General features: G+C 65.9%; 14 protein-coding genes. 4 read left to right on the top strand and 10 right to left on the bottom strand.

The window, feature by feature from the left end; genetic code table 11:
• Nucleotides 1-93: 93 nt before the first annotated feature.
• From ACVWYQ_RS07250 to topA, 5 genes are all read right to left on the bottom strand, one after another.
• Nucleotides 94-1,413 (bottom strand): LLM class flavin-dependent oxidoreductase, encoded by a 1,320-nt coding sequence (locus ACVWYQ_RS07250; RefSeq protein WP_404540655.1) that lies wholly within the window; start codon nucleotides 1,411-1,413, stop codon nucleotides 94-96.
• Nucleotides 1,414-1,676: 263 nt separating this feature from the next.
• Nucleotides 1,677-2,429: an NUDIX hydrolase gene (locus ACVWYQ_RS07245; RefSeq protein ID WP_271538158.1), complete on the bottom strand. Its 753-nt coding sequence runs from the start codon at nucleotides 2,427-2,429 to the stop codon at nucleotides 1,677-1,679.
• Between the two features lie 29 nt (nucleotides 2,430-2,458).
• Nucleotides 2,459-2,899 carry a DUF983 domain-containing protein gene (locus ACVWYQ_RS07240; protein ID WP_271538157.1) on the bottom strand — a complete coding sequence of 147 codons (441 nt, stop codon included), beginning with the start codon at nucleotides 2,897-2,899 and terminating at the stop codon, nucleotides 2,459-2,461.
• Nucleotides 2,893-5,241 carry a ribonuclease R gene (gene rnr, locus ACVWYQ_RS07235; RefSeq protein WP_404540658.1) on the bottom strand — a complete coding sequence of 783 codons (2,349 nt, stop codon included), beginning with the start codon at nucleotides 5,239-5,241 and terminating at the stop codon, nucleotides 2,893-2,895. The genes ACVWYQ_RS07240 and rnr overlap by 7 nt, the downstream gene beginning before the upstream one ends.
• Nucleotides 5,242-5,261: 20 nt before the next feature.
• Nucleotides 5,262-8,018, bottom strand: coding sequence for a type I DNA topoisomerase (gene topA, locus ACVWYQ_RS07230; protein WP_456725548.1), 2,757 nt, complete (start codon nucleotides 8,016-8,018; stop codon nucleotides 5,262-5,264).
• Between the two features lie 228 nt (nucleotides 8,019-8,246).
• On the opposite strand from topA, the gene ACVWYQ_RS07225 reads away from it, so the two are divergent.
• Nucleotides 8,247-8,486, top strand: a complete 240-nt coding sequence (locus tag ACVWYQ_RS07225) for a hypothetical protein (RefSeq protein WP_036025554.1) — start codon at nucleotides 8,247-8,249, stop codon at nucleotides 8,484-8,486.
• A 157-nt stretch (nucleotides 8,487-8,643) separates the two neighbouring features.
• Here the strand turns inward: ACVWYQ_RS07225 and ACVWYQ_RS07220 are convergent, their stop codons facing one another.
• On the bottom strand, nucleotides 8,644-9,111 hold the full coding sequence (locus ACVWYQ_RS07220) for a winged helix-turn-helix transcriptional regulator (RefSeq protein WP_275498679.1): 468 nt from the start codon (nucleotides 9,109-9,111) through the stop codon (nucleotides 8,644-8,646).
• Nucleotides 9,112-9,233: 122 nt separating this feature from the next.
• On the opposite strand from ACVWYQ_RS07220, the gene ACVWYQ_RS07215 reads away from it, so the two are divergent.
• Nucleotides 9,234-10,007: an SDR family oxidoreductase gene (locus ACVWYQ_RS07215; protein WP_456725547.1), complete on the top strand. Its 774-nt coding sequence runs from the start codon at nucleotides 9,234-9,236 to the stop codon at nucleotides 10,005-10,007.
• Nucleotides 10,008-10,079: 72 nt separating this feature from the next.
• On the opposite strand, the gene ACVWYQ_RS07210 is transcribed toward ACVWYQ_RS07215, so the two are convergent.
• On the bottom strand, nucleotides 10,080-10,688 hold the full coding sequence (locus ACVWYQ_RS07210) for an FMN-dependent NADH-azoreductase (RefSeq protein WP_271538146.1): 609 nt from the start codon (nucleotides 10,686-10,688) through the stop codon (nucleotides 10,080-10,082).
• A gap of 83 nt (nucleotides 10,689-10,771) precedes the next feature.
• Here ACVWYQ_RS07210 and ACVWYQ_RS07205 point away from each other — a divergent pair, with 83 nt between their 5' ends.
• Nucleotides 10,772-11,212 carry a winged helix-turn-helix transcriptional regulator gene (locus ACVWYQ_RS07205; protein WP_157287533.1) on the top strand — a complete coding sequence of 147 codons (441 nt, stop codon included), beginning with the start codon at nucleotides 10,772-10,774 and terminating at the stop codon, nucleotides 11,210-11,212.
• Nucleotides 11,213-11,347: 135 nt separating this feature from the next.
• Here the strand turns inward: ACVWYQ_RS07205 and dprA are convergent, their stop codons facing one another.
• Nucleotides 11,348-12,490: a DNA-processing protein DprA gene (dprA, locus tag ACVWYQ_RS07200; RefSeq protein ID WP_456725546.1), complete on the bottom strand. Its 1,143-nt coding sequence runs from the start codon at nucleotides 12,488-12,490 to the stop codon at nucleotides 11,348-11,350.
• A gap of 91 nt (nucleotides 12,491-12,581) precedes the next feature.
• Here dprA and ACVWYQ_RS07195 point away from each other — a divergent pair, with 91 nt between their 5' ends.
• Complete coding sequence (locus tag ACVWYQ_RS07195; RefSeq protein WP_456725545.1) at nucleotides 12,582-13,826, top strand: amidase; 1,245 nt, start codon at nucleotides 12,582-12,584, stop codon at nucleotides 13,824-13,826.
• Here the strand turns inward: ACVWYQ_RS07195 and ACVWYQ_RS07190 are convergent.
• Nucleotides 13,818-15,017, bottom strand: coding sequence for a patatin-like phospholipase family protein (locus tag ACVWYQ_RS07190; RefSeq protein WP_404651406.1), 1,200 nt, complete (start codon nucleotides 15,015-15,017; stop codon nucleotides 13,818-13,820). The genes ACVWYQ_RS07195 and ACVWYQ_RS07190 overlap by 9 nt on opposite strands.
• A 295-nt stretch (nucleotides 15,018-15,312) precedes the next feature.
• Nucleotides 15,313-15,909: a glycerol-3-phosphate 1-O-acyltransferase PlsY gene (plsY, locus tag ACVWYQ_RS07185; protein WP_404540670.1), complete on the bottom strand. Its 597-nt coding sequence runs from the start codon at nucleotides 15,907-15,909 to the stop codon at nucleotides 15,313-15,315.
• Nucleotides 15,910-15,920: the final 11 nt, after the last annotated feature.

Raw genomic sequence — 15,920 nt, 5'->3', positions numbered from 1 at the left:
AGCCGGCCAAACGGCCCGCGTTGGCCGGCAACCTAGTCAGAAACGGCGGGAAGTCAAGGTTTCAGGCTGCGGAAACTGCTCAAATCGGGCCCATTAGGCCGCAAAGAACCGGTTTTTCGGCCGCGGCAGGCCCAGATTCTCCCTCAAAGTGGGCCCTTCATACTCTTTGCGGAAAATCCCGCGCTTCTGCAACTCCGGGACCACCTTGTCGACGAAATCGTCGAGGCCGGCGGGCAGGAACGGGAACATGATGTTGAAGCCGTCCGAGCCGCGCCCGACCAGCCATTCCTCCATCTGGTCGGCGATGGTCCTGGCGGTGCCGACGAAGGACAGCCCACCATAGCCGCCGACTCGCTGGGCGAGCTGGCGCACGGTGAGCTTCTCGCGGGCGGCGAGATCGACCAGGCGCTGCCGGCCGCTCTTGCTGGCATTGGTCTCGGGGATTTCGGGAAGCGGCCCATCGGGATCGAAGCCGGAGGCATCGGTGCCGAGGATGACGGAGAGCGAGGCAATGGCGCTGTCGTAATGCACGCGGCTGTCGAGCAAAGCGCGCTTCTCCTTGGCCTCGTCCACGCTGTCGCCCACGACGACGAAGGCGCCGGGGAGGATCTTCAGGTGCTCGGGGTCACGGCCGATCTTCTCCATGCGGCCCTTGATGTCGGCATAGAGTTTTTGGCCATCGGCGAGGCTGCCGCCGCCGGTGAACACCGCTTCCGCGGTCTCGGCGGCGAGCTGCTTGCCGTCTTCGGAGGCGCCGGCCTGCACGATCAGGGGCCAGCCTTGCACGGGGCGGGCGATGTTGAGGGGGCCGCGCACTTTGAAGTATTTGCCCTTGTGGTCGAGGGTTTGCATCCTGGCGGGATCGAAGAACAGCCCGCTCTCGACGTCGCGCACGAAGGCATCGTCGGCGAAGGAGTCCCAGAGACCGGTGACGACGTCGTAGAACTCGCGGGCGCGCTTGTAGCGCTCGGCGTGCTCCATATGATCGTCGAGGCCGAAATTCAGCGCCGCGTCCGGGTTCGAGGTGGTGACGATATTCCAGCCGGCGCGGCCGCCGCTGAGATGGTCGAGCGAGGCGAAGCGGCGCGCGACGTGATAGGGCTCGTCGAAGGTGGTCGAGCCGGTCGCAATCAGGCCGATGCGCTCGGTCACGGCTGACAAAGCCGATAGTAGCGTGAACGGCTCGAACGAGGTCACGGTGTGGCTGCGCTTGAGCGCGTTGATCGGCATGTTCAGCACGGCGAGGTGATCGGCCATGAAGAAGGCGTCGAACTTGCCGGCCTCGAGCTTTCGGATCAGCGTCTTGATGTGGCCGAAATTGAAATTGGCGTCGGGCCAGGCCCCGGGATAGCGCCAGGCGCCGGTGTGGATGCTGATCGGGCGCATGAACGCGCCAAGCTTGAGTTGTGCCATCGACCGGTGTCCGTTCTTGGTGACGCTCGCAAAGACATAGGGACGCAGCGGAACTCCGCCATTGGGGGAGACGGGAAGATTATTTTGTTTTTCGATGCTCTCTCAGCACGTCATTCCGGGGCGCGCCTCTTGGCGCGAACCCGGAATCCATCGAATTGCGGAGACAATGGATGAATGGATTCCGGGCTCGCGCTGCGCGCGCCCCGGAATGACGGAGGAGAGAGCCGCGCTGGATGACGAACGAGGGCTTGGCACCTCGAAGCCTAGCTCAAAATATCCTTCTGCATCCTGCCGCCGTAGAAGTGGAAGAACGGCACCGGCGCGTCGTGGCGGAGCGGGCCGGTGGCAAGGCGGGTGTCGAGCTCGTTGAGCACGTTGCGCGTCATCGGATGCAGGTCGGCGAGCGGTTTTGAGCCGAGCTCGACCCAGACCAGCTCGACCAGCTCCGCATCGGCATGGATCACGCCCTCGACGCGGTGGGTGATCGCGGAGGCATCGGCGGTGAAGAAACGCGTGTCGAAGCGCTTGACGCGGCCGGGCGGGGTGATCGCGCGCGCGATCAGGAACAGGCTGGAGGGATCAGGCAGCAGGCCCGCATCCGCGAACGGCTGCCAGGGGCCTTCGAGCTTCGGCACTTTGCCTTCGGCCTTGCGGCCGAGGCAGAGGCCGGTCTCCTCGCAGGCTTCGCGGATGGCGGCAATGGCGAGCGATTTCGCGCGCGAGGCCGGCGTCTTCGGACTGCCCTTGGCGAGATTGGCTTCCAGCTCGGCGGTGATCGGCGCAGCGCAGGGTACGCGATAATCGGCCTTGTCGACGCGCCCGCCCGGGAAGACGAATTTTCCCGGCATGAACACCACCTTGTCGTGGCGCTTGCCGACCAGCACTTTCGGAATGGCGCCGCTGCGGTCGACCAGGATCAGCGTCGCTGCATCCTTCGGGCGGAAGTAAGGATGATGGTCGGCTTCCTTCTCCTCGTGAACCCTGGTCTTCTCCTCGGCCTGCGAAATATCGGTCATGTCCTCACCCGAACTGTTCTTGTACGTGTTTACACAGGCGGAATACCATCGGGAGGGTTGTCGTCAAACCCGTGCATGCGCAGAGCCCATTGCAAGCCGACCACAGCTCCCTTCACGGGCTGCAGCAGCGCGAGCGAGGCGACGAAGGTGAAGGGCAGATAGGCCGCGAAGCTGAGCCAGACCGGGGTCGAATAATTGGTCTCGATCCAGAGGATGGCCGGCACCACGATGTGGCCGACGATGACGATGACGAGATAGGCAGGCAGATCGTCGGCGCGATGCGGGGTGAAGTCGAGGCCGCACCTGGCGCAATGATCGGCGGTCTTCAGGAAGGCGCGGAACAGCTTGCCGTCGCCGCAGCGCGGGCAGCGGCCGCGGAAGCCGCGCTTCATTGCCGACCAGACGTCGCGCTTCTCGACGAGGCCGCTCTCGCGCGTCCAGATTTTCGGGGCCGTCCTCATCGTCACCACGCCTTGCCCTTCTTGCCCTTGCCTTTGTTCTTTCCTTTGGCCTTCTTTCCCTTGCCGGACTTTTGCTTCTCCGGCTTGCGTTTTCGCTCCGGGCTGCGCCCCGGATGCGGCTTGGACGATTTGCGCTGCGGACGGAGCGGCCTGCGCTCGCGCGGCCCGCCGTCGCTCTCCGACGACAGCAGCTCGAAGCGCAGTGCGCCCGCGATCGGAGCGGCCTCGATCAGGCGGACGTCGATGACGTCGCCGAGCTGGTACATGGTGCCGCTGCGCGTGCCGACGAGGGCATGGCGGCTCTCGTCATAGTTGAAATATTCCGTGCCGAGGGATCGGATCGGGATCAGCCCGTCAGCGCCGGTCTCGCTGAGCTTCACGAACAGGCCGGCGCGGGTGACGCCGGAGACGCGGCCCTGGAAGCTGGCGCCGATGCGGTCGGCGAGGTGATGGGCGATCAGGCGGTCGACGGTCTCGCGCTCCGCCTTCATGGCGCGCCGCTCGGTCAGCGAGATATGCGCGGCGACTTCGCTCAAGCTTTCCGGCGTCTCGCTGTCGGGCAGGGCGCCTTCGCCAAGGCCAAGCGCACGCACCAGCGCGCGGTGCACGACGAGGTCGGCATAGCGGCGGATCGGCGAGGTGAAATGCGCATAACGGCGCAGGTTCAGGCCGAAGTGACCGTAATTCTCCGAGGAATATTCAGCCTGCGCCTGCGCGCGCAGCACCACCTCGCTGACCAGCGGGTAATAGTCGTGGCCTTCGAGTTGAGCCAGCACGCGGTTGAACGTGGTCGGGCGGAGCGCGCCGGACTTGGCGAAGGGAACGTCCAGCGTCTCCAGGAATTCCGCGAGCGCGTGAACCTTCTCCAAGGTCGGCTCGTCGTGCACGCGGTAGATCAGCGGCAGCGATTTCTTCTCCAATGTCTCCGCTGCAGCGACGTTGGCGAGGATCATGAACTCCTCGATCAGCTTGTGCGCATCGAGACGCTCGGGGACCACGACGCGGTCCACGGTGCCGTCGCTCTTCAGGAGGATCTTGCGCTCGGGCAGGTCGAGATTGAGCGGATCGCGCTCGTCACGTGCGCGCTTGGCGCAGGCATAGGCGGCATAGAGCGACCTCAGGATCGGATCGAGCAGGGGGCCGGTGGTGTCGTCAGGCCGGCCGTCGATCGCGGCCTGCGCCTGCGCATAAGCGAGCTTGGCGGCCGAACGCATCAGGATGCGATGAAAACTGTGCGAGCGCTTGCGGCCGTCGGGGCCGAGCACCATGCGCACCGCCAGCGCGCCGCGCGGCTCGCCGGGCACCAGCGAGCAGAGATTGTTGGAGATGCGCTCGGGCAGCATCGGCACGACGCGGTCGGGGAAATAGACCGAGTTGCCGCGGTCGAGCGCGTCGCGGTCGAGCGCCGTGCCTGGCCGCACGTAGAAGCTGACGTCGGCGATGGCGACGTTGACGATGAAGCCGCCCTTGTTGTTGGGATCCGGATCGGGCTCGGCATGCACCGCGTCGTCGTGATCCTTGGCGTCGGGCGGATCGATGGTGACGAGCGGGACGTCGCGCCAGTCCTCGCGGCCCTTCAGATTGGCCGGCTCCGCCGCGTCCGCCTCGCGCTCGGCGGCGGAGGAGAATTGCAGCGGAATGTCGTGGGCGTAGATCGCGATCAGGCTGATCGCCTTCTCGGATTTGACCGAGCCGAGCTTCTCCTTGACCCGGCCGGAGGCGAGGCCAAAGCCGCGGCTGCGGACGATGTCGACGCTGACGAGGTCGCCATCCTCAGCGCCGCTAGTGTCGGTCTTGGCGATGTTCAGCTCGCGGTCCGCCATCTTCTTGTCGACGGGAACGAGCCGGCCGCCGCCCTCGGGCAGGCTGCGGAAGACGCCGAGGATGCGGCTCTTGGCCTTGTCGATGACCTTGATGATGCGGCCGCGATAGGGGGGACCTTCGTCGTCATCGCTGCGCTCGACGCGCAGCAGCGCGCGGTCGCCTACGCCGGCGGCGGTGCCGGGCCTCGGCCGGCGCGGCATCTCGATGAGGATCTTCGGCGGCTCGCCGTTCTCGACCTCGTCCCATTCGGCGGGGGAGGCGATCAGCTCGCCATCGGAGTCGCGGCCGGTCATGTCGGCGAGCAGCGTCGGCGGCAGCGCGTCCGGCTCGGAGACCTTGTGGCGCTTCTTCTTGATGATGCCGTCGTCGGCGAGCTCGCGCAGCATGCGCCTGAGCTCGGCGCGATCGGCGTTCTTCAGGCCGAACTCGCGCGCGATGTCCCGAGTCCCGACCTTTCCTGGATTTGCCTTGATGAAGGCGACGATGGCTTGTCTGTCGGGAAAGCCACGGTCTCTCTTTGGTTTCACTTAACCTCTAATTCTTGATCTCAGGTCTTGCCGGCACTCTTCTTGGCCGGAGTATTTGCCGGATTCTTGGTGGCAGCTGCCTTGGTCGGCGACGTCTTTGCGGTCGACGGCACGGCGGCGCGCGCCTTGCTGGTGGATTCGGATTTGGATTTGGCCGAGGCTTTCTTCGCAGCCGGCTTCTTCGGCTTCGGTGCGGCGTCCTCGCCGTCCGCAGCCTTCTCTGACGCTTTCTTGGCCTTGGTCGGCTTCGCCGCCTTCTTGGCCTTGCCGCCACTCTTGGCGGCGCGCTCGTCGATCAGCGCGATCGCCTGCGGCAGCGTGATGGTGTCCTTCTCGAACTCGGCCGGGATGGTCGCGTTGACGCCGCCCGCGGTGACATAGGCGCCGTAACGGCCGCTCTTCACGGTGACCGTGCCGAGCGTCGGATGATCGCCGAGCGCCTTGCCGGGATCGGCGCCGAAGCGGCGGCTCGGGCCCTTGGCAACCTTCTCCGCGATCAGCGTCACGGCACGATTGAGGCCGATGTCGAACACCTCATCGCCGGCCTCGAGGCTGGCATAGGTCTTCTCGTGCTTCACGAACGGTCCGAAGCGGCCGAGGCCCGCGGTGATGGGCTGGCCGGTCTCCGGATGCTTGCCGATCTCGCGCGGCAGCGACAGCAGCTTCAGCGCGAGCTCGAGATCGACGTCGCTGGGCGAGGTGCCCTTCGGAATGCCGGCGCGCTTGGGCTTCTCGCCTTCTTCATAATCCTTCTGCTCGCCGAGCTGGATGTAGGGGCCGAAGCGGCCGGCCTTGACCCAGACATCGCGACCCGTGTCGGGATCCTGGCCGAGCGAACGGTCAGCAGTCGCCTCGCCATCGGCGGCGAGCTGACGGGTGTAGCGGCATTCCGGATAGTTCGAGCAGCCGACGAAGGCGCCGAACTTGCCGGCCTTGAGGTTCAGCCGGCCGGTGCCGCAGTTCGGGCACTGCCTGATATCGCCACCATCGGCGCGCGGCGGATAGATGTGCTGGCCCAGCATGTCGTCGAGCACGTCGAGCACCTGGGCGACGCGCAGCTCCTTGATGTCGTCGACGGCGCCGATGAAGCCGGTCCAAAAGTCCTTCAGAACCTGTTGCCAGGAGATCTCGTTGTTGGAGATGCGGTCGAGTTGCTCTTCGAGGCTCGCCGTAAAGTCGTACTCGACATAGCGGGCAAAGAAGCTTTCGAGGAAGGCGACCACGACGCGGCCCTTGTCCTCGCCGTGCAGACGCTTCTTCTCCAGCTTGACGTAGCCGCGGTCCTTCAGGACCTGCAGGATCGAGGCATAGGTCGAGGGCCGGCCGATGCCGAGCTCCTCCATACGCTTGACTAGTGAAGCTTCCGAGAAGCGCGGCGGCGGCTCGGTGAAATGCTGGGTGACGGACAGGCTCTGCCGCTTCAGGGCGTCGTTCGGGCTCATCGCGGGCAGGCGGCGCGAATCCTCGTCCTCCTCGTCGTCGCGGCCTTCCTGGTAGAGCGCGAGGAAGCCGTCGAACTTGACGACCTGGCCGGTGGCGCGCAGCTCCAGGGTGCGGGAGCCGGCCTTCGCCGTGATGTCGACGGTGGTGCGCTCGAGCTCGGCGGATTCCATCTGGCTCGCGATGGTGCGCTTCCAGATTAGCTCATACAGCTTGGCCTGATCGGCATCGAGCTTGCGGCTCATGCTGTCGGGGCGGCGGGAGAGGTCGGTCGGGCGGATCGCTTCGTGCGCTTCCTGGGCGTTCTTGGCCTTGGCCTGGTACTGGCGCGGGCTATCCGGCACGTAGGCGTTGCCGTAGTCCTCGCCGATCACCTTGCGCGCCTGGGTGATCGCCTCCGGGGCGATCTGCACGCCGTCGGTACGCATATAAGTAATGAGTCCGGTGGTCTCGCCACCGATGTCGATGCCCTCATAAAGACGCTGGGCGATGCGCATCGTGTGCGCCGGCGCAAAGCCGTATTTGCGGCTGGCTTCCTGCTGCAGCGTCGAGGTGGTGAAGGGCGCCTGCGGATTGCGACGGGCCGGCTTGGCGTCGACCGCGGTGACCGCGTAAGTCGCCAGTTCCAGCGCCTTCTTGAAGTCTTCGGCTTCCGCGCCGGTGCCGATGTCGAGGCGCTGGATCTTCTTGCCGTCGGCGCCGACGAGGCGCGCCTCGAAGGCATTGCCCCGCGGGGTGAGCAGGGTCGCGATCAACGACCAATATTCGCGCGGCACGAACTTCTCGATCTCGAGCTCGCGGTCGCAGACGAGGCGCAGCGCCACCGACTGCACGCGGCCGGCCGAGCGGGCGCCCGGCAGCTTGCGCCACAGCACGGGGGAGAGAGTGAAGCCGACCAGATAGTCGAGCGCGCGGCGCGCCATGTAGGCGTCGACCAGGGCGCCGTCGATCTCGCGCGGATGCTTCATCGCCTCCGAGACGGCCTGCTTGGTGATGGCGTTGAACACCACGCGCTCGATCTTCTGATCCTTCAGCGCGCGCTTCTCCTTCATCACCTCCAGCACGTGCCAGGAGATGGCTTCGCCCTCGCGATCGGGGTCGGTGGCGAGAATCAGGCGGTCGGCGCCCTTCAGCGACTTCGCGATATCGTTGAGCCGGCCGGCCGCCTTGGGGTCGACCTCCCAGATCATCTTGAAATTGGCGTCGGGATCGACGGAACCGTTCTTCGCCGGGAGATCGCGGACATGGCCGAACGAGGCCAGAACCTCATAGGACGAGCCCAGATATTTGTTGATCGTCTTGGCTTTCGCCGGCGACTCCACAATGACGATATTCATTTAGTTCCAGTGGCTTACGGGAAAATCTTGGGCCGAAAACGAAAGGACTCGGGTCGGCCGTTTCGACCCGAACATGGGTGGTGAGCGGCCCCCTGTCAAATCGTGGGGTGTTGAAAGGCGCCGCAATGGGAAAAGTTTCATATCGAAAAAGTTGCAGAATACCACCTTGGAGTTGCGGTTGATGTGGGCGTAATGTCCTGTCGGGGCATGGATTCGGGTGGGGTACTGGTGACCAAGCCAGGAAAAAAACGGGCGCGCGCCGGGTCCGGCGCGCCGGGGGGCACGCGTCACGAGGAACCGGGGGAGGGCGGTGCGGACGAGGCCGTGGCCTTCATCGCCGAGCAGACGGGGGCCTTACGCAAGCTGGCCGAGCGCCACAAGCTGGACGTGCTGCATTATCTCTTGGGCATGACCAAGCTCGAGGCCGACGAGCACCTGCGGCTACGGACCAAGCGCAAGCTGTCGTGAGAGTGGGCTCCCCGGTGATCGTGAGAGACCTGGGCGCCGCTCTCTCCCCGTCATTGCGAGCGAAGCGAAGCAATCCAGAGTCTTGCCGCGGTGGGATTCTGGATTGCTTCGTCGCAAGGGCTCCTCGCAAGGACGTCGTGGGGGCGGTGCGCCACAATCACGCCGACCGACGTCGCGACGACGGTCGTGGCTTCAGCGTGGTCTCCGCCGGCGTGAGCAGCCGCCCATCCTCGGCACGCATTTCCAGCTTCTTCACCGGACGGCCCTTCGCGCGATCGACCAGCATCGTCGCAATCTCCTCGGGGCGGTCGTCGAACTCCTCGCTCCACTGTCGCAGCGCGACCAGGATCGGGAAGGTGCCGCGGCCCTTCGGCGTCAGCACATATTCCTGATAGGCACTGCCGTCGGAAGCGGGGGCGGTTTCGAGAATGCCGTGATCAACCAGCGATCGCAGCCGCGCCGCCAGGATGTTCTTGGCCATGCCGAGCTTGCTCTGAAACTCGCCGAAGCGGCGGACGCCGAACAGCGCCTCGCGGATGATCAAGAGCGACCACCAGTCGCCGAGCGCCTCCAGCGACCGCGCGATCGGGCAGGCATCACCCTCGAAGCTCGTCCGTTTCACCACTCTCGTTCGTCCTTTCGCATTCACACGGCTCCAGCGCCGATCACGCGCTTGTGTGGTTGCATCATAAAACTAAATGGCCTAGATGGCAACGTAGTTTCATAATGCAACTACTGGAGGCAAGCGTGAGGCTGAAGGACAAGACGGCGCTGATCACCGGCGGCAATAGCGGCATCGGGCTGGCAACGGCAAAACTTTTCGTGGCCGAGGGCGCCAAGGTGGTGATCACCGGGCGCAACAAGGAGACGCTGGCGGCGGCCGCCAAGGAGCTCGGGCCGAACGCGCTCGCGCTGCCAGCCGACGCGACGGACATCGCGGCGACGGAAGCTGCGATCAAGCAGGGCGCAGAGAAGTTCGGCAAGTTCGACATCGTGTTCGCCAATGCCGGCATCGCCGGCGGCACGCCACTCGGTTCGGCCACGCTCGAAGTGTTCGAGAAGGTGATCAGCACCAATCTGACCGGCGTGTTCTTCACCGTTCAATCCGCGTTGCCTTTTCTTAAGGACAGCGCCTCGATCATCCTCAACGGCTCGGTGATCTCGGTGCTCGGCATTCCCGGCTACTCGGCCTACGGCGCGGCGAAGGCCGGCGTGCGGGCGATGGCGCGGATCATGGCCTCAGAACTGTCGCCGCGCGGCATTCGCGTCAACGTGGTCGCGCCCGGTGCGATCCGCACCCCGATCTGGGGACCCGCGACCGCGACGCCGGAAGCCGAAAAGGTGTTCGAGAAGCGGATCGCGCTGTCGACGCCGCTCGGCCGCATCGGCGAGACCGATCACGTGGCGAAGACGGTGCTGTTCCTCGCCTCCGATGATTCCGCACATGTGCAGGGCCAGGAGATCTTCGTCGACGGCGGCGCGGTGGCCTCGCCGAGCGGCGCGCCGATCTATCGCGGCTGACTTAATCCATCAAACTTGATTCCGTCCGGCGCAACACACGAGTTGCGCCGGACGGCTTGGCTGTCGCGAGTCCTAGGCCGCGCGCAGGCTTGTTGCCGACTGGAGCGCACCGGCGATCGCCTTCTCGCGGTGCTCCGGCCCGAGTTGGATGCCGTCGGCCGGGATGAATTCGACGCTGGTGATACCGATGAAGCCGAACACCCAGCGCAGATACGTTTCGAGATGCTCGCCGGCTGCGTAGGGCGTCTCTGCGCCGTAGTGGCCGCCGCGCGAGATGGCCACGATCACGCGCTTGCCGCCGGCGAGTCCCTCCGGCCCGGCCGCGCCGTACTTGAAAGTCTTCCCCGCCACGAGGATGCGGTCGATCCAGGCCTTGAGCTGGCTCGGAATGGTAAAATTGTACATGGGCGCGCCAATCACCACGATGTCGGCGGCCAGGAACTCCTCCAGCGCCGCCGCGCTTGCGGCAAGGTCGGGCCCGAGTTCCGCCGGCGCGGCGGCGCCTTGCGCGGCGGCGAGGTGCGAGCCGGAGAGGTGGGCGAGCGGCGTCTCGGTCAGGTCGCGGTAGACGACTTGAAGCGAGGGCGTCGCCTGCCGGAGCCGGTCGACGATGGCGGCGGAAACCTGCCGGCTAACGGAGTGGGGGCCGAGCACGCTGGAGTCGACATGGAGGAGTTTCATGTGGGGTCACCCTGGTATAAGTTTGTAACCAGCGCTACATGTGTGACTATCGAAATCCCCGCAAGAACGCACTTTTTTGAGCCATGGGCACATCATTGAAACCTGCGCACACCGATTTGCCTGCTCCGCCGCGGCCAAATCCGAGGCCGGATACCAGGCCCATGCCGGATCCCAACCATGCGGACTGCCGCGGGGTCGCCTCCGTGCTGTCCCGCGTCGGCGACAAGTGGAGCGTGTTCGTCATCATGATGCTGAGCGACGGGCCAAAGCGCTTCAACGAGCTCAAGCGCATGATCAACGGCATCTCGCAGCGGATGTTGACCCTGACGTTGCGTGGCCTCGAGCGCGACGGCCTCGTCACGCGCACGATCTTTCCGACCATCCCACCGCGGGTGGACTACGAGCTGACCGAGCTTGGCCGCGGCCTCCAGCAGCCGGTGCAAGCGCTCGGAGAATGGGCGATCGCGCATCTGGAGCAAATCGAGGCGGCACGAACGCGGTTCGATCGACGCAAGGAAGGTTAGCGTGCGGCCTCCAATCCGTCATTCCGGGACCCGGGCGAAGCGAGGGAGCCCGGAATCCATCCAGCGGCAGAGCAAGTGGACGAATGGATTCCGGGTTCGGCTCTTCGAGCCGCCCCGGAATGACATCTGGAGACGCTAAACCAGCGACACCAATCCGCCGCCGTGGCGTTCGAGCTTGCCGGCGAGCTCGAGCTCCAGCAGCACGGTGCGCACGATCGCAGGCGAGGCGCCGGACATCCGGACGAGGTCGTCGATTGTAACAGGGGCCGGGCCGAGCAGGGCGGTGATCTGGTCGCGATCATGGTTTTGCGGATCGCTCTCGAACGGCTCGCTGTCGGGCTCGCTCGCGGGATGCATCAGCGGCCGTTCCATGATCGGCTGAACCGCGTTGATGATGTCGGCAGCTTCCGTGACGAGCGTTGCGCCCTGCTTGATCAGGTCGTTGGTGCCGGCGGCGCGCGGATCGAGCGGCGAGCCCGGAACGGCGAACACTTCGCGGCCCTGTTCGGCCGCCATGCGTGCTGTGATCAGCGAGCCCGAGCGGTGCGCCGCCTCGACCACGACGACGCCGAGCGAAGCGCCCGAGATCAATCGGTTGCGGCGGGGAAAGTCGCGGGCGCGCGGCTCATGGCCGAGCGGCATTTCGGAGATCGCAGCGCCGGCGTGGTCGAGGATCGCGGCGAGCAGGTCGCCATGCTCGGGCGGATAGATGCAATCGTGCCCGCCGGCAAGCACCGCGATGGTGCCGCTTTCGACACTGGTGCGATGCGCGGCCTGGTCGACGCCGCGGGCGAGCCCGGAGATGACGACGAAGCCGGCTTCGCCGAGCTCGCGCGCGAGCTGGCCGGCGAATTTAAGTCCGGCGCCGGAGGCGTTGCGCGAGCCAACGATCGCGATCATCGGCCGCATCAGGGATTTGGTGTCGCCGCGCACCGCGAGCAGCGGCGGCGCATCGTCGATCATCACCAGCCGCGCCGGATAGCCGTCCTCGCCGGGCGCGCGCCAGGCGATGCCGAACTTGCGGCTCGCGGCGAGCTCGGCCTTTGCTTCATCCGGGCTGCAGATGCGCCCCGATCGCGCCGCGCCGCCGCGCCGGGCAAGGTCAGGCAGCCGCTCCAGCGCGGCGCGTGGGCCGCCGAAATGATCGACCAGCGAGCGGAAGGTGCGCGGCCCGACATTGTCGGAACGGATCAGCCGCAGGCGGTCGATCCGCTCGGCCTCGGTCAGCTCCACGCTTCTGTTGATGGCGTCCACGGCGGCTCCTTGCAGGGACAGCATGGAACAACCTGAGGGCGTTGCGCAACAGGGACGTACGCTTGCACGACCTCGCTGCGATGCTAAAAGCGATCGCAATAAGAAGGATGTTGCCATGATCTCACTTGCCGACCTCCAGCGCCGCATCGAAGCGGGGGAGCTTTCGCCCGACGCCGCCATCGCTCAGTCGCATGCGGCGATCGAAGCCAAGGAGAAGGACGTTCAGGCTTTCGTCCGGCACGACAAATCCGCGAAGGCGCAAGCCTCGGGCCCGCTGCGCGGCATTGCCGTCGGCATCAAGGACATCATCGACACCGCCAACATGCCGACCGAGATGGGCTCGGAGATCTATCGCGGCTGGCAGCCGCGCGCTGATGCGCCGGTGGTGATGATGCTGAAGCGCGCCGGGGCCACCATCATCGGCAAGACCACCACGACCGCGTTCGCCTCGCGCGATCCGACGCCGACGCGCAATCCGCACAATACGGCGCATTCGCCCGGCGGCTCGTCCTCGGGCTCGGCGGCGGCCGTCGGCGCCGGCATGATCCCGCTGGCGCTGGGTACTCAGACCGGCGGCTCGGTGATCCGGCCGGCGGCCTATTGCGGAACGGCGGCGATCAAGCCGTCGTTCCGGATGCTGCCGACCGTCGGCGTCAAGTGCTATTCGTGGGCGCTCGACACGGTCGGCCTGTTCGGCGCCCGCGCGGAGGATCTTGCGCGCGGTCTCTTGGCGATGACGGGGCGCACGGAATTCTCCGGTATCACCCCGGCGAAGTCGCCGCGCATCGGTGTGGTCAGGCAGGAGTTCGCAGGCGCCGTGGAGCCAGCGGCCGAAGAGGGGCTGCAGGCTGCGATCAAGGCGGCGATGCGCGCCGGTGCCAAGGTGCAGACCATCGATCTGCCCGAGGCGGTGCAGGAGGCCTGGCGCATCCACCCGATCATCCAGGATTATGAAGCGCATCGCGCGCTCGCCTGGGAGTTTTCGGAACGTCACGACGAGATCGCGCCAATGCTGCGCGCCAGTCTCGATGCGACGGTCGGGCTGACGCCGAAAGACTATGACGAGGCGCGCCGCATCAGCCGTCGCGGCCGCCGCGAGCTCAGTGAATTGTTCGAAAGCGTCGACGTCCTGCTGACCTATTCCGCGCCCGGCACTGCGCCGGCCAAGGAGCTCGCGAGCACCGGCGATCCCCGCTACAACCGGCTGTGGACGCTGATGGGCAATCCTTGCGTCAACGTGCCGGTGCTCAAGGTCGGTGGCCTGCCAGTTGGCGTGCAGGTGATCGCACGCTTCGGCAACGATCCGCTCGCGCTCGCGGCGGCCTGGTTCCTGGAGGACGCGCTGGCGAAATCAGGCTAGCACAGGTTCGGAAGGAGCGAGGGCCTGAGCGGGCGCTGAGGGCGCTGCGCCGGCGCCCGCGCCTTGCCCGAGCCATTGCTCGGCGGCTGCGCGGCCGCTCCGGTGCAGCAGGCGAATGAAGCCGCGGCCGAGATCGGTGGATGAGCGCTGCGCCAGACCGTCAAAAGAGTCTTCCGCCGCGATCCTCGTGAGCCGCAGCGGAGAGGCCATGTGCGACTGCGCCCATTCGATCGCGGCGATCTCGGCCTTGAGCGCGGCGTTGGCCGCGATCTGGTCGAGCCGGCGGTCGATCGCGGCGAGCGTGATCGGCACGTAGCTGTCGCGCGTCGGCGTGACCTGGACCAGCAGCAGATCCGTTGCCGCCGTGTCCTGCACCAGGCGCAGCAGCGGCGGATTGCCGCCAAAGCCGCCGTCCCAATAGGCCTCGCCGTCGATCTCGACCGCACAATGGACTAGCGGAGGGCAGGTCGAGGCCAGCGCGACGTCGGCGGTGATGGCCTCGTTGCCGAAAATCTGCTGCTGCCCGTCGCGGATCCGCGTCGCCGCGATCAGCAGTTTTGGGCACCGAACATGGCGCAGGACGGAAAAGTTGATGTCGCGGGAGACCGCCTGCCGCAGCGGATCGAGATCGAACGGATCGAACTGGCCGGAGCGCAGGGTCGGGCCGAACGCGACCGAGCTTCCCGCGGGCGAAAAGCCGCCGATCAGCATCAGTGAGCGGAACGAGGCCTCGTGCATCAGCCGGACCCAGAACCGGTTCAGCCTGGAACGGGCGCCTTCGCGGCCGCCTTCGGCCAGGCCGCAAGCGAGCAGCAGCGCATTGATGGCGCCGGCGCTGGCGCCGCTGACGGTGTCAATCTCGATGGACGTCTCTTCGAGCAGGCGCTCCAGCACGCCCCAGGTGAAGGCCGCAAAGGTGCCGCCGCCCTGCAGCGCCAGCGAAAGCTTTCGCGGCGGCCATTGCTCGGAACGCGCCCGCGCGGGCGCGACCGGTGCAGCCTTGGTGACGACGACATCGAGCGGAGCGTCAGGTTTAACTGCGGGCTCCGGCTGCGGCGCTGGCCGTGCAGCAGGCGCGGGCAGCGGCGCGTCGGACCAGATATTGGTCGCCGAGAGCAGCCGGCTTGCTGCAGTGCCGGAAGCACCGAGCGAGCCGATCCCGTCATTCACGCCGACAATCTTCTCGCTCATTCTGAGCAACCGCCTAACGCCGTTTCCCGTGTCAGGATGACAGGCATGGAACCCGTTCGCTACAGCATGCCGTGACTCGCACGGCAATTGCGAACAGGATTTGGCATATAATGCAGAAGGGGTGCGACGGTATCCGTACTTCTTCCGATTTCAGATTCTTGTTTGAGCGAACCGGCATCCACTTCGCCGAAAGCGCTCTAAAGCGCGATGCGATTAGGAATCGTCGTTGCGCTTTAGGTTATTGTTTGAGCATGATCTTTTCGGAAAACCGCTACGCACTTTTCCGGATCATGCTCTAGGCTTTCTCGCCGATCCGGCTTTCCTTGCCCGCTTGCAGGCGCTTGATGTTCTCGCGATGCGCGTAGAACAACAGCAGGGTCAGCACGGCGGCAAGTGCCGACAATGCGAGATGACCGAACCACCAAAGGAACATCGGCGTGATGAATGCCGCCACCAGCGCCGATAGCGAGGAATAGCGGGTGGTGAAGGCGGTCGCCAGCCAGAGCAGGCAGAACACGACGGCGCCCGGCCAGAACAGCCCCAGCAGGATGCCGATATAGACCGCGACGCCCTTGCCGCCTTTGAACTTCAGCCAGACCGGGAAGAGGTGGCCGAGGAAAGCGCCGAGCCCGGCTACCATTGCGGCATAGGGGCCTGCGATGTAGCCGGCGATCACCACCGCCACGGTGCCCTTGAGGGCGTCCAACAGCAGGGTGCCCGCGGCGAGGCTCTTGCGTCCGGTGCGCAGCACATTGGTGGCGCCGATGCTGCCGGAGCCGATCGAGCGGATATCCTGGGTGCCCGCGAGCCTGGTCAGGATCAGCCCAAACGGAATCGAGCCGAGGAGATAGCCGATGACGAAAGCCACCGGCAGAAACGGTTCAAGCGCCATGGCGGCATCTC

Source organism: Bradyrhizobium sp. USDA 3397 (assembly GCF_054060965.1).
The sequence above is the reverse complement of the archived record's forward strand: the minus strand, read 5'-3'. Positions and strand labels throughout refer to the sequence as shown.

Excerpts from the sequence above, each read along its gene's own strand:
- ACVWYQ_RS07250 (WP_404540655.1), bottom strand. The coding sequence starts at position 1,413 with ATGGCACAACTCAAGCTTGGCGCGTTCATGCGCCCGATCAGCATCCAC.
- ACVWYQ_RS07245 (WP_271538158.1), bottom strand. The coding sequence starts at position 2,429 with ATGACCGATATTTCGCAGGCCGAGGAGAAGACCAGGGTTCACGAGGAG.
- topA (WP_456725548.1), bottom strand. The coding sequence starts at position 8,018 with ATGAATATCGTCATTGTGGAGTCGCCGGCGAAAGCCAAGACGATCAAC.
- ACVWYQ_RS07210 (WP_271538146.1), bottom strand. The coding sequence starts at position 10,688 with ATGAAACTCCTCCATGTCGACTCCAGCGTGCTCGGCCCCCACTCCGTT.
- ACVWYQ_RS07205 (WP_157287533.1), top strand. The coding sequence starts at position 10,772 with ATGGGCACATCATTGAAACCTGCGCACACCGATTTGCCTGCTCCGCCG.
- dprA (WP_456725546.1), bottom strand. The coding sequence starts at position 12,490 with ATGCTGTCCCTGCAAGGAGCCGCCGTGGACGCCATCAACAGAAGCGTG.
- ACVWYQ_RS07195 (WP_456725545.1), top strand. The coding sequence starts at position 12,582 with ATGATCTCACTTGCCGACCTCCAGCGCCGCATCGAAGCGGGGGAGCTT.
- ACVWYQ_RS07190 (WP_404651406.1), bottom strand. The coding sequence starts at position 15,017 with ATGAGCGAGAAGATTGTCGGCGTGAATGACGGGATCGGCTCGCTCGGT.
- plsY (WP_404540670.1), bottom strand. The coding sequence starts at position 15,909 with ATGGCGCTTGAACCGTTTCTGCCGGTGGCTTTCGTCATCGGCTATCTC.